General features: G+C 46.0%; 7 protein-coding genes. All 7 read left to right on the forward strand.

Annotated features, from left to right (window positions below):
- The first annotated feature begins 259 nt into the window (after positions 1-259).
- The 7 genes from B050_RS0108090 to B050_RS0108120 all read left to right on the forward strand — a co-directional run bounded on the left by B050_RS0108090 (position 260) and on the right by B050_RS0108120 (position 13883).
- Complete coding sequence (locus B050_RS0108090; RefSeq protein ID WP_018473405.1) at positions 260-3343, forward strand: SusC/RagA family TonB-linked outer membrane protein; 3084 nt, start codon at positions 260-262, stop codon at positions 3341-3343.
- A gap of 33 nt (positions 3344-3376) precedes the next feature.
- On the forward strand, positions 3377-4861 hold the full coding sequence (locus B050_RS0108095; RefSeq protein ID WP_018473406.1) for a RagB/SusD family nutrient uptake outer membrane protein: 1485 nt from the start codon (positions 3377-3379) through the stop codon (positions 4859-4861).
- 19 nt (positions 4862-4880) lie between these two features.
- Positions 4881-5540 carry a fasciclin domain-containing protein gene (locus B050_RS0108100; RefSeq protein ID WP_018473407.1) on the forward strand — a complete coding sequence of 220 codons (660 nt, stop codon included), beginning with the start codon at positions 4881-4883 and terminating at the stop codon, positions 5538-5540.
- A gap of 492 nt (positions 5541-6032) precedes the next feature.
- Positions 6033-7076 (forward strand): GntR family transcriptional regulator, encoded by a 1044-nt coding sequence (locus B050_RS0108105; RefSeq protein WP_018473408.1) that lies wholly within the window; start codon positions 6033-6035, stop codon positions 7074-7076.
- Positions 7077-7111: 35 nt separating this feature from the next.
- The gene (locus tag B050_RS0108110; protein WP_018473409.1) at positions 7112-8602 is read left to right on the forward strand and encodes a sulfatase; all 1491 of its coding nucleotides are present in this window, start codon (positions 7112-7114) and stop codon (positions 8600-8602) included.
- Between the two features lie 127 nt (positions 8603-8729).
- Positions 8730-10946 carry a glycoside hydrolase family 3 N-terminal domain-containing protein gene (locus B050_RS0108115; RefSeq protein WP_018473410.1) on the forward strand — a complete coding sequence of 739 codons (2217 nt, stop codon included), beginning with the start codon at positions 8730-8732 and terminating at the stop codon, positions 10944-10946.
- Positions 10947-11036: 90 nt separating this feature from the next.
- A complete protein-coding gene (locus B050_RS0108120) occupies positions 11037-13883 on the forward strand; it encodes a glycoside hydrolase family 2 protein (RefSeq protein WP_018473411.1) in 2847 nt (948 codons plus the stop codon).
- The last annotated feature ends 133 nt before the right edge of the window (positions 13884-14016 follow it).

Here is a 14016-nt window from a genome sequence, read left to right on the forward strand (position 1 = left end):
TAGGAACCTGATATAGAAGTATACCATCCAAATATTTGAACTATTTCACTCGTTTTATGGACTATAATTTTTGTTTCTTTTCAGTCTTTTGGCTTAAGAATTTTCTTTGACTGTTGGGACAAATGATTCTTTTCGATGAGGGTTTTTAAGGAATGTGACTGCTTAGTACGGCCGCGGTAGTTCAAGATTAAAACTCCATTAATCAGGTAAGCATTTTTCAACTTTCAAGTCAATTACCTAAACTTAAATAGCCTAAATAATGAAGAAAAATTACAAGCTCATCAGACTGTGCATTTTTGTGATGGCAGTGCTGTGTGTCCTGAGCGCCCATGCTCAAGGGCAGACCATTACAGGGAGGGTGCTTGCGGAGGATGCCCCCGACGGACTTCCAGGCGTCACCATCCTGATCAAAGGAACCACCAAAGGTACCACCACGGATATCGAAGGTCGGTTTAAGATTGCTGCCGGGCCAGCGGATGTGCTGACCTTTAGTTTTGTTGGCTATAAGCCCGCAGAGGTCACGGTGGGCAATAGCAGTACCCTAAATATCACCATGGATTTTGACCAGCAAGCCCTGCAAGAGGTCGTGGTGGTGGGCTATGGCGAGCAGAATCGCCGTGATGTCACTGGCTCCGTGGTCTCCATCAAAGAAGAACAACTCGAGCAAACTACCCCCGTGAATGTGCTGGACGGCATGCAAGGTAGGATGTCGGGAGTATCGATCACCACCAATGGTGGACCTGGCGAAACCTCCGACATCGTCATCCGTGGTACTTCCACCCTCAATGGTGGCACTGGCCCCTTATATGTGGTGGATGGCCAGCAAATGGAAGATATTAGTAACCTCAATCCTAGCGACGTGGCCTCCATCGAGGTGCTCAAGGACGGAGCATCAGCAGCTATCTATGGCTCCAAATCCGCCAATGGCGTGGTGATCATCACCACCAAAACCGGTAAGGCTGGCAAGACCAAAGTAGATGTCAGCTATATACGTAGTTATAATAAACTCTATACTAAAATCCCGGTGGCCAATACCCGCCAGCAGAGAATCAATGAGCTCTATCATAGAAACCAGGCTTCCGGAGCCAATGCCTCCCCGGCGGATTCACTTTCTTTCAAATACAATATGGATATTGATATCCAGGATATTCTAACCCGTGTAGGGGTGAAGGACCAGCTAAATCTCGCCCTCAGCGGAGGCAGTGACAATGCCAAATTTTACTGGAATACGGGGTATATCACGCAGCAGGGCGTGGTGCTCGGATCGGACTACGAGAGGATAAATTCTACCCTGAATGTCAACTTCAATCTGGGTAAAAAATTCACTGCGGGCACCCGTCTGATGACTTCTTATGATAAGCGTGAAGGACTGAGCGAAGGTGGCGTATTCCGTCATATGGCCGAGCGCATGCCTTGGATGCCGCTCATCGATTGGGATGGTACCTATTACCCGGAGCTTTTTGGAAGGAAAAACTCCCTTGCCATCGCTGAGTTTGCCGAGATTACCACACGCAGGTATATTGGTCAGACCTTCAATTTTCTGGAATATAAAATCTTGCCCTCCCTGTCTTTTAAGACCACGCTGGGAGCAAATTTCGACTTGGAAACCTATAATGAGTTCAACCCCACCATCGTCCAAAGGGCGGGACTGGCGGCCTCCGGCGCCGAGCGGAATACCGTGTCCTTTGACTACCAGTTTGAAAATTACTTCTCTTGGAAGAAAAGCTTCAATAATCATAATCTGAATGCTTTATTGGGCATGCAAATCCAGGAATGGAACGTCAGACATAACCGTTTTCAGTCCAATGACTTCAATAATGACTTGGTCAAAACCTTTGACAATGTCAATGAACTGAATATCTCCAATACTTATACCAATGGATATGGCCACTCGCTCTCCTCACAATATATGCGGGCGACCTATAATTTCAAAAGTAAATACCTCTTTGCCACCACCCTGAGAAGGGACGGCTCCTCCAGATTCGGAACCGATAATCAATACGGGCTCTTCCCTTCTGCCTCTGCCGGATGGAGGGTAAGTGATGAGGGATTTATGCAGCCGCTGGCCAATGTGCTGACCGACCTCAAATTTCGTGTAGGGGTGGCGGTGACAGGGAATGAGCGGATAGGCAACTATGAAAGTAGGGCCTTATATGCCCCTGGCAATATGTATAATGGGGTCAATGGGATCGCACCTTCACAGCTGGCAAACCCTGACCTGCTTTGGGAGAGTACCCGCCAGATCAACTATGGGATGGACCTGGCCCTCTTTGGGGGGAAGATATCTGCCACCCTTGACTTTTACGAAAAACTAACTTCTGACTTACTCTATAACAGAGACCTGCCGCAGGAAACAGGATTCTCCAATGTAAGAAGCAATATCGGATCCATCCAAAACCGCGGATTGGAGGTGTTTATCAGCGCCAGCCCCATGAAAATAGGAGCGCTAGAGTGGTTTACTAGTTTCAATATCTCCACCAATAGCAATAAAATCATCGATTTGGCAGAGGAAGATGGTAGATTCCTGTCCAGTGACGAGCTCTATTTATATGAAGAAGGGGCGGCCATTGGCAATTTCTATGGTTTCGTAAGTGAAGGCATTTTTGCCTATGATGAGTCCAATGCCTTTGACGATCAGGGCCAGCACCTGACGCCTGTGTTTAACGGGGAAGGGGCATTCCTCAATTATATCTTAAATGGCCAGACCTATGGCGGCCCGGTAAATCAGCTGAGCTATCAGGGAACCACGCTGAAAGGTGGCGATGTATTCTGGAGAGACCTAAATGGTGATTTCAAAATCGATGAAGCCAATGACAGAACGGTAATTGGAAATGGAGTACCGAAGTTTTTTGGGGGTTTATTCAACGAGTTTAAGGTGAAAGACTTCCGTTTTTCCTTCTTGTTTGACTTTAATTTTGGCAATGACATCTACCAAAATTATGAATATACCCGAAACAACCGAACCACCTGGACCGTGACCCCTGGACCTGAGCGGATAGAAGAGGCCTGGTATAAGCCCGGAGATGTGGCCCGCTATCCACGCATAGGGAGCTATGCCCAAAATAACCTGAGCGCCAACTCCTTCTATGTCAGTGATGCCGACTTCATTAAGCTCCGAAACGTCAGATTGGACTATTCCCTTCCTGAAAGCCTACTGACCAAAACTAACTTTATTAGAAATGCCTCAGTGTATTTTTCGGCCAATAACCTGCTGACCTGGACCAACTATACGGGCTATAACCCTGAGCTGGGATCCCGGGGAAATGCCCTGACTCCAGGTCTCGATAACCTTAGGTATCCTAATTACCAGGAGTTTATTCTTGGACTGAGCATGGGCTTTTAAGCCAAAATTATAGTAACCATTAAAGAGAAGAATATGAAACGATTGATATATATCCGACAATTATGGCTGGCCATTCCTTTGCTATCCTTTGGGTTTGGCTGCAGCAGCATACTGGAGCAGCCACCCGTAAGCCAGATCGAGGAGAGCCAGTTTTGGACCTCCAGTTCTGATGCAGAAGCTGGTGTAGCCGCCGTATATGATGCGATGCAAAATGCGTATAAGAGCAAGTATTTCTTTTGGGGAGAGCTGAGATCAGACAATTTCTCCGGTACGGAGCAGGCCTCCGGTGAGGCCCTGCAAATAGTAACCAATAACCTGCTGCCCACCAATGAGGGGGTGACCAGCTGGGGCGCGCTTTATCAGATGATCATGCGTGCCAATCTGGCTATTGAGAACATCCCGACCATAGAGAGCTATGATGCCGGGCTGCTTGGTGAAGCCCATGCCTTGAGGGCCTTCGCTTATTTTGATGCCATAAGGGTCTGGGGCGCTGTGCCTCTCTATACCGAAAATATAAGAGGCCTGGATGATAACCTCTTTCGTGAAAAATCCACAGGTGATCAAATCATGGCAGATGTAATCCTGCCAGACCTCATGATGGCGGAGGAACTACTGGAAAACCCCGCTGAGCGATTCCACTTTTCCCTGGCTAGCCTATATTGCCTTCAGGCCGAGGTATATATGCACCTTAGGGAGTATGAGAATGCCAAGATTGCCTTGGACAAACTGGTAGGGCTCAACGAATTTAGCCTGGTGAGGACCCGGGAAGCCTGGCAGGCCCTATTCCGCAACGAACCAGAATCTGCCGGTCTATCCAGCAGCCAGCAGGAGACTGGCCCTGAGCTGATATTTTCCATCTTCAATGAGCTTGAAGAGGATGGAAATAGAGCTTCTGGCGTCTATGGTGTGTTTTTCAGTGGTGTTCCTCCCTATAAAATCTCCAGGTTGCTGGAAGAAAAGTGGATCAGCCAATACCCTATTGATTCTATCGCCTGGCATGCAAAATATCCTGATTTTAAGCCTTCGGCCAAGGATGTTGATGGGGCCACAATCTATGGCGACTTCCGCTATTTTGAGTCCCGCGAGGAGTCCAAGGATATAGGAGATGCACGGTGCGCCAAGTACAATAAGACCAACTATAATGCCGCCGAGGATGATACCGATATCGTGATCTACAGGTATGCGGGCATGCTATTGCTAAAGGCCGAAGCGGAGGTGCAGCTCGGTAACCTTCAGGAAGCAGTAAATCTGCTAAACCAAATCAGGCAAGCACGTGACCTGCCAACCGTGGCCTTGGCGGATTTTCAATCCAGCGAGCAGCTATACGATATGATCCTAGACGAGCGACAGTTTGAGCTGCTGGCAGAAGGTAAGAGATGGTGGGATCTGATAAGAACAGACAAGGCAGTAGAGGTGATGAACCCTATTAATGGCCTAACCAGCGATAAGCTGTTGTTTCCTATTTATTTCAAACATCTTATTGACAATGCAAATCTGACTCAAACTCCCGGTTATTAATTTTAGATAGGTAGAAAAAATGAAAAATATAACTAATAAGATAAAAACTCTCGCTCTATTTGCCGGTCTGGCTTGGATGGCTTTGGCCTGTGATATGAACCTTCAGCCCCAGTTTGACTATAATGCTGAGATTGTTGATGCCCCGCCCTTTGATATGACGGTCCTGGAATGGATGCGCTCCGTCAATCAGGATCCCGCCTTGGAGGTAAATGGGCTACCGGAATTTAGCTATCTCCTGGAAGCTATTGATCGGACGGGCCTTGAGGAACTGTATAATAAGCCCGAGGACAATAGAACCTTCTTCCTGTTGAAAAATCAAGCCTGGAAAAGCAGCGGTCAGCTGCTCGCTCATGTAGCAGGCAGCGCCAACTTCCCCTTGGATTCTATCAGTACCGAAAAGCTGGAGCATATCCTGAAGTATCATATTGTGGATGCTTATGTGGATCAGGGACCAGGCTTGCCTTCCCTGGATAAGAATTTTAAATTCCAAACCTTGGTGCCTGGTGATACGGGCGTGGTCTATATCAAAAGGGGATGGACCTTTGATTTGTCCGTAAACCGAGGCGCAGAGGCACTTCCCTCCAATGCCAAAGGCATAGCTGTAGAACTGCATAATTATAAATTCACTAATGGCATAGCTCATCAGGTGACGGGTTATTTTAGGTACAGACCCTTCTGAAGGTGAAGTGGAATAAAATAAACAATTAACCCCGGAGGACAGGTGCTTAGGCATCTGTCCTTTTTTGAGAGCCTTGTATAAGGTGGGAAAGAATTAGGTGGAGAAGATACAGTGATTATTTCCAAAGGTATTAGCCAACATAGGAGTGCCGTGGACAAGGTGGTCGGAACTTTGATGGAGCTGAGGGAATGTGTGTAATGTAGGTCCAGGATGGAGGTATATTAATCACTTTATTAAAATCGTATTCATTTTTCCACAGAAAATCTCTCAAATCAGTTCGTAGGGCTGGTTTCTGTATCATATTACCAGTAATTAGGACTTTTTTTTTATTCCTAATGTATAATATTGAATAATGCCAGCGGCTATTCAGGGAATTATAATTTCTGATGAATTCAAGTGAGTTTCTTTGAGAAATAAGAAAGTGGAGGCAGCCGAATTCCGCGTATTACCCCCGCTGGTTTTTATATTAATAACACTATACCTAAAATAACCATGATTATTGAAAACCTAATTATCAAAAAGTCAATAAATCAGCAGTCCCACGTGCCGAAATATCGTCAGCTAGCCAACTATATTATTCAGGCTATCGAGAATGGGGAGATTCAAATAGGTGAAAAATTACCCTCTATAAGTGAGCTGCAGGCAGAGACTGGCCTTGCAAGGGACACGATCGTGAAGTCATTTACCTTCCTGCGGGAAAAGAAGATCGTCACTTCCGTGATGAGCAAAGGATTCTATGTCGCCAGAAATGTAAATCAGGCCAAGAGCAAGCTGCTGATCATCATGAATAAACTCAGTAGTTATAAACTAAAAATATACCATTCTTTTGTGGATGCCTTAGGTGGGAATTACCAGGTGGATCTGAGAGTTCATCATTGCAATGGCGCATATCTTCGGGATATTTTGGAAGAGCAGCTTCATGTGTATGACTATTTTGTGGTTATGCCACATTTTAGTGGGTCCACTGAGGACAACGAAGCCATTATAGATTATTTGCGAAATATGCCCTCAGAAAAGCTGCTGCTCATGGACAAGCTGCTGCCGGATATGCCCGATGCCATGCCCTGCATTTATCAGGATTTTGGTCGGGACATATATTCGGCTTTGAAAGAGGGCAGACAAAAGCTGAAGGAATATGATAATATCACTTTAGTATTTCCAGAAAACCCTATTTATCCTTATCCAGAGGAGATCAAACATGGTTTTATCGAGTTTTGTGAGCAGTTTGGCTGTCAGTACGAGATCATAGATAAGATTTATGATCATATGGAATTCCGGGCAAATGATGCCTATATTATCATCGATGAGGAAGACCTGATCAGATTCTTGCAGCAGGCCAAGGACCTCAAGCTTAAGCTGGGCAGGGATATAGGGGTGATTTCCTATAATGACACCTCGCTAAAAGAGGTCTTGGGCATCTCCGTTATGACGACGGATTTTGAGGTGATGGCCGACTCTGCCGCCTATATGATCAAGAAGAAGAAGACGGAAACCGTTCAAAATTATTTCAGCTTCATCGATAGAGGAAGTATCTGATCCAAGCTCACTGAGCCAAAATAGCCAATAATAGTATGAGAAATAGCCTATTCCTAGTTTTTGGATGGATGGTGATCACTCTGGGCTCTTGCAGCAATAAGCCGCAAAAAGCAGCCATAGTGGAGCCAGTCAAGCCTCCTAATGTGCTTTTTATCGCCGTAGATGACCTCAATAACTGGTTGGGAAGCATGAATAATTATTCCAATACCAAAACTCCCAATTTGGATAAATTAGCCGCACAAGGGGTATTATTCACCAACGCTCATTGTCAAGCGCCCCTATGCGGTCCTTCCAGGGCTTCCATCATGACGGGCTTGCGGCCTTCCAGCACTGGCATATATGGGATGATCGAGGATGACAAGATCCGCTCTGATAATCCCACAACGCAGGAATTAACCTTCCTGCCCGAATACTTTAAGGAGCAGGGGTATTATACCATGGGGGTAGGGAAATTATTTCATTCCCATGCGCCAGAGGGAGTTTTTGATGAGTCTGGTGGCAGGGTAAAGGGCTTTGGTCCACTGCCTGATAAGCGATTTGTATGGGATGGGTTTGGAGATTCTGATCGGGAGAATTATGGGCGGACCAGCACGGACTGGGGGGCTTTTCCGGAAGCCGATTCCCTGATGCCCGATCACCAGTCTGTGGATTGGGTGATAGAGCGCTTGCAGCGAAATTACGACCAACCTTTTTTTATGGGCATGGGCTTCTTACGTCCACATGTGCCTTTGTACGTTCCTCAAAAGTGGTTTGACCTTCATCCCCTGGATAGTATTCAGGTGCCTCCCTATCTCGCCAATGACCTCGATGATGTGCCGCCGGTGGCATTACAGATCAATGATCTGCCCATGATGCCTTCCACTGAATGGGCGAAGGATTCCGGCGAATGGAAAAAAATTATACAGGCTTATCTCGCCTGTGTGAGCTATGTAGATTACGAAATCGGGCGACTGATGCAGGCCTTGAAGACTAGCGAATACGCCGATAATACGGTGATTGTATTATGGTCTGACCATGGGTATAGGCTAGGGGAAAAGGGGACTTTTGCCAAGCATGCCTTATGGGATCCTGCTACCAAGGCTCCACTGATGTTTTCGGGGGGCACAGTCCCCAAAGGCAAGGTAATCGACACGCCAGTAGAGATGCTTTCTATCTATCCTACTCTTCTCGAGCTCTGTGGGCTTCCAGCCAATAAGAATAACGAAGGCCGAAGCCTGATCCCCTTAATACAGGGTAGGAAAGAAATAGAGGAGCCTGTGGCCATCACCACTTATGGGATGAATAACCATGCCGTAAGGGCTCAGGATTATCGATATATCCACTATGAGGACGGTACAGAGGAATTATATGATTTGGCTAAAGACCCCAATGAATGGGATAATCAAGCGGATAATCCTCAGTATTCTGAAGTCAAAAGCCGTCTGAAAAGTCACCTTCCCAGCCTAAATGCACAGTGGGACAAAAATTCTTCCTATACTTTTCAGCCTTATTTCGTGGAGCAAAAAGCCCGCACGAGCCAAGAATAGTCCTGAGGGAATGAAGCTTTGAAAGCTTCGGATTCCTGATACCAATTATTTGCATTCTGCCATTATAATTACACCATTTATTGATATGATTTTCAAAATTCTACCACTATTCATAGGTTTAACTTGCATGACGGTATATAGTCAGGCGCAGCAGCCCAAAAGTACCACCGCAGACCTGGCGATAGACCAACAGGTAAAGGAACTATTGCAGCAGATGACCTTAGAGGAAAAGGTAGCCCAGATGAGGATGTTTCATGCGCAGATAGGAGTAGAGCTTAGTGAGGAGGATGAGCTGGTTCTTTCTGATGTGGTGACTGAGAAATTAAAATTAGGCATTGGAGGCATCAAGAACCCTGGGGAGCACCTTTCTCCTGAGCGGGCGGCCCTGCTGAACAATAAGCTTCAAAGACGAATCATCGAAAGCAACCGCCTTGGAATTCCGGGTTTTTTCGTCACCGAATCCTACAACGGGGTGGATGCTGAGGGCTGCACCAGTTTTGGTCGGCCGATCAATATGGCGGCGACTTTTAACCGGGATCTTGTCAAAAGAGTGTATGATGCGGTAGGCCGGGAGGCGAGGCTTCGAGGGCTGCACCTGACCCATTCGCCGGAGGCGGATATTGTGAGAGATCCGAGATTTGGACGCATGAGTGAGGCTTTTAGCGAAGATACTTACCTCACCACCGAGATGATCATCAGTGCCATTACGGGCTTGCAAGGGGATTATATAGGTTTGAAATCCACGCATATCGGTGCAGTGGCTAAGCATTTTGCGGGCTATGCGCAGGTGTCTGGAGGAACCAACTTTGCCGCTATTGAGATATCTCCCCGGACGCTGATAGATGAGATATTCCCACCCTTCAAAGCTGCCGTGCAGCAGGCAAATACCCTCGGTGTGATGGCCTCCCATGGGGATCTGAATGGCATCGCCAGCCATGCCAACCCCTGGTTACTGACTGAGGTCCTCCGAAATCAATGGGGATTCCAGGGCTATGTCGTTTCTGATGCAAATGATATTGGAAGATTATATTATTTTATGAAAGTAGCCGAATCTCCCGAAGACGCGGCCATTTTAGGCCTCAAAGCTGGCGTGGATGTGGATTTGTATGCTGAAGATGCTTACTCCCTTCTGCCGAAGCTGGCCAGGGAGGATCCCTCATTGATGGAGTATATCGATCAGTCGGCAGGGAGAGTGCTTCGCACGAAATTTATTTTGGGATTATTTGATGATCCCTATATCGATATAGAGGCGGTCAGTGATCAGGTACGCACAGAGGAATACCTGGACTTGGCTAAACAAGCAGATATGGAGTCCATTGTCTTATTGAAAAATTCAGAAGTCCTTCCCCTTTCTACGGCTAAGGCCACTAAAATAGCCTTGGTGGGACCCTTATTAGGGGAGAAGGATGAGGAAGAATTCTCCTCTATTGCAGGCAATAAAATAAGCTTTATCACCGAAAAGGGCTTTGAGCTTACCAATGGCGAGGGGGGAGTACCCGAATTACTTTCGGAGGCAGAGCAAAGAGAAGGAATTGAGCGTATCCTTGCTGCAGCGCAGCAGGCGGAGGTCATAATGGCTTTTGTGGGAGGTGATGAGTTCACCGCCAAGGAGGGCTTTTTTAATAATGCACTCGGCGATCGGGAGAATATCGATCCAGTGGGCTTACAGGATGAGCTGATCCTCGAACTTAAGAAATTAGGGAAGCCTCTAATCATTGTGCTGAAGCATCGCCGGACGCTTTCTATAAATACAATTGCCGAAAATGCAGATGCGATCCTGGACTGCTGGGACCTGAGTGAGATGGGGAATTATGCCTTGGCAGAAGTGGTTTTTGGGATGGATAATCCCTCAGGTAAGCTTCCTGTGACAGTTCCACGCTCCATTGGCCAGCTGCCATATCATTATAGCCAAAAAGAAATAAACGCTAAGAAAGGCTATCTTTTTGCAGAAAACTCACCTTTATATCCCTTTGGTTTTGGCTTAAGTTATACGGTGTTTGACTATTCGCAAATTACCTTATCGGATACCCTGATGTCGGTGGATAAGCCGATCACCGCCACCATCACCCTGACCAATTCGGGAAGTGTAAAGGGCAAAGAAACTGTCCAGCTATACCTCAAAGACCTATATGGAACGGTGGTGAGGCCGATGCAAGAGCTAAAGGGATTTGAAAAAGTGGAGCTAGAGCCTGGTCAATCCAAGCAGCTGAGCTTTACCATCCTGCCGGAATTGCTGGAATATACCGGCTTGGATATGAAAACCAATTCCGGCAAAGGTGAGGTGGAGATCAGAATCGGCAGCTCCAGCGCAAGCTTCAGCAGTAGCCGTTTCCGCTTTCAATAAGATATTGGATAAAGAGGAATCTGCTTCTTGTTCTATTATAATTAATGATAATAATTATCAATGAATACATGGGTTATTAGCACGGTAAAAATGGTAGAGTTCACGCAAAAAAACATTGTATTATTTATTGTCGCCTGCTTTTTTAGCCTGGCGATACAGGCTCAGAAAATAGTTTTCCTCTCTGGGGAGGACGCCAGTACTGCCGTGGATTGGGAGTTTATGATTAGCGAGGGTCGCAATAGTGGTTTTTGGACCAGCATCCCTGTTCCATCCAACTGGGAGGCTGAGGGCTTTGGGTATTACCTCTATGGAATGGATCAAATGGATAATCGCGCCTTACCAATAGGCTATTATAAACATTCCTTTGACTGGGTAAAACAAGATAGGCATCGGTATTTTATTGTTTTCCAGGCCGTGATGACCGATACCAAACTTAGCCTTAATGGCAAGGAGATTGGTTTTCATCAAGGAGGGTTTACAGAATTTAAATTCGAGATTACAGATTATATACAGTCAGGGAAAAACCTTCTGGAGGTGGAGGTAAATAGTTCTTCCACCAATGCATCTCTGGTAGAGGCCGAGCGCTATGCCGATTATTGGATGTTTAGCGGGATTTTTCGCCCCGTATATATTCAGGAGGTTCCTAGGGAGTATATAGAGCAGGTGGCGATAGATGCCAGGATGACGGGAGACCTAAAGATGTGGGTATATAGCAATGGCAATGATCATCGCGAAGCCAGCAGCCTATATGCTCAGGTATATGATGCAGCTGGAAAAAGGGTGGGTGATCCATTTTCGCAAGAGATCAGTGGCGAAAAAACCTTACTATCTGCCCATATTCCCGAAGTGGAGTTGTGGTCTCATGAATTTCCACATCTCTATACGATGGAGGTGCAGCTACGGAAGGAGGATAAGGTTCTTCATACCTATCAGCAAAAGTTTGGGTTTAGAACCTTTGAAGTGCGAGATCATGATGGGTTTTATCTGAATGGCAAACGCATACTACTGAAAGGTGCAAGTCTGAATAGTTTTCGTCCAGAGACAGGACGAGCACTTTCTAAGGCCGATATGGAGGAGAATTTACACTTGATGAAAGAACTAAATTTCAATTGTGTGAGGGCTTCCCATTATCCGGCGGATGCCTATTTTTTGGAGTTATGTGATTCTCTGGGGATGATGGCAATGGTGGAGACCACTGGCTGGTATCGCCCGCTGGAGACAAACATAGGTAGTCAGCTGGTGGAAGAAATGGTGCGCCGGGATGTCAATCACCCCTCGGTGGTACTATGGAGTAATGGCAATCATATGGCTCATAACCCGGCCCTTGACCCAGTATTTTTCAAATGGGATATTCAAGAACGAAGACCTTTAAAAAATGAGGCTAAAAGCAACGATATTTTCGCGAATTATCAGCCGGATTGGGATATTATCAACACCACTTATTACCCGAATTTCGCTACCATTAAGAAAAACCTCTTCGAGGAAAATCATATTTATCTACCTAATGAAACCCTTCATGCCTTATACGATGGGGGTGGGGGAGCAAATCTTAAGACCTATTGGGACTTATTCGAACAATCTAAAGTAGGTGGCGGACTGATGATCTGGGCACTATTTGATGAAGGCCTGATGCGGACAGATATGGCTTATACCGCCGACAATCAACAAAACAAAGCGGCAGATGGAATCCTGGGTCCTCACGGGGAAAAAGAGGGAAGCTACTATGCTGTGCGAGAAATTTGGTCCCCAGTCCAGATAGCCCTTGAGCGGTTGGGAGAGGACTTCGAAGGAGAAGTCAGCGTAGAAAATAAATTCACCTTCACCGACCTTAATCAGTGTACTCTGATATGGAAACTAATCAATTTTGCTAATCCTGACGGAAGTCTTAATGGTCACAGAGCTGTGGCTGAGGGGATGATAGAAGCTTCCTTACCCGCAGGAGAGACCGGGAAGTTATCAATCAATCTTCCCTCATCTTTTATTCATCAGGATGCCTTGGCCATAGAGGTGTATGATCCGCATGGACTGCTGGTATATGAAAAGAGATTACCAATCAGCAGTTCCAACCGGCCACGGTTTAGAGCATCGGTAATGGAACCGTTTACCCAGGATCCGGGCAATAATTTTTCCTTCCATCGGGGAGATTTGGAGCTTACTTTTGACTCAGCTTCGGGACTATTGGAATCCGTAAGCACTCATGGGAAGACCTCAGGCATAAATAATTTTCCCTACCTCGCTTTTGAGGCGGCAGACAGCACATTAGTCAATGATATATCCACTTCTAACGCTGCCAAAATCAGTCAGGATGGAGATAAGTGGATTATAGAATCCACCCATTCCCGTGGATTTGATTACCTAAGGTGGGAGCTGAATGCAGGTGGCGAAATCACCCTTGATTATGCCTATACACTCAATGAAGGCGCATATCATTATGCGGGTATTGGTATGGAGGTGCCAGCAAAGGAGGTGCTTCGCAAGCGATGGCTGGGTGAAGGACCTGCTAGAATTTGGAAAAACCGTAGTCAGGGTGGATTATGGGATGTCTATGCCTTGGAAAAGCAGGTGAATGTGCCTGGGCTTATTTATAATTCAATAGAATTTGAAGGCTTTTTTGCGCCTTGGAACTGGGCAGTATTTTATTTAGAAAATAATGTGAATTTAGGCTTTTTAAATAATTCGGACCTTACCCTTGGTGTTCTCAACCCTGTCAATGGTCCCAATCATAAGTTTGCCAATGGGTATTATCCGAAAAGGGAGGGGTTTTTCTTTTTCGATTTTATCTCCCCTGTGGGGTCCAAGTGGAAAGCTGCCTCGGAATTTGGACCAGACGCTCAGCCTAGCTGGATCAAAGGGCAAATAAAAGGATCTGTTTCCTTATTTATCAATTGGAATAGAGCCTCGGAAAAGGCCAAAAGAGTGGATGTAGAAATTGAATAGAGTTTTTTTACGATTTTTTATAATACTAAAAGTCATATCTCTGGGATAAAAGAGTAATAGTCGTGTTTATACTCTTTTTGGAGGAATAAATTGGACGATAAGACCATTTTTTGGGACATTTTTTTTGTGTGAA

It is taken from the genome of Echinicola pacifica DSM 19836, from assembly GCF_000373245.1.
GTDB lineage: Bacteria > Bacteroidota > Bacteroidia > Cytophagales > Cyclobacteriaceae > Echinicola > Echinicola pacifica.

Bases quoted from the DNA above. Each gene is read 5' to 3' on its own strand.
- B050_RS0108100 (WP_018473407.1), top strand. From the start codon at position 4,881: ATGAAAAATATAACTAATAAGATAAAAACTCTCGCTCTATTTGCCGGT.
- B050_RS0108090 (WP_018473405.1), top strand. From the start codon at position 260: ATGAAGAAAAATTACAAGCTCATCAGACTGTGCATTTTTGTGATGGCA.
- B050_RS0108095 (WP_018473406.1), top strand. From the start codon at position 3,377: ATGAAACGATTGATATATATCCGACAATTATGGCTGGCCATTCCTTTG.
- B050_RS0108110 (WP_018473409.1), top strand. From the start codon at position 7,112: ATGAGAAATAGCCTATTCCTAGTTTTTGGATGGATGGTGATCACTCTG.
- B050_RS0108105 (WP_018473408.1), top strand. From the start codon at position 6,033: ATGATTATTGAAAACCTAATTATCAAAAAGTCAATAAATCAGCAGTCC.
- B050_RS0108115 (WP_018473410.1), top strand. From the start codon at position 8,730: ATGACGGTATATAGTCAGGCGCAGCAGCCCAAAAGTACCACCGCAGAC.
- B050_RS0108120 (WP_018473411.1), top strand. From the start codon at position 11,037: ATGGTAGAGTTCACGCAAAAAAACATTGTATTATTTATTGTCGCCTGC.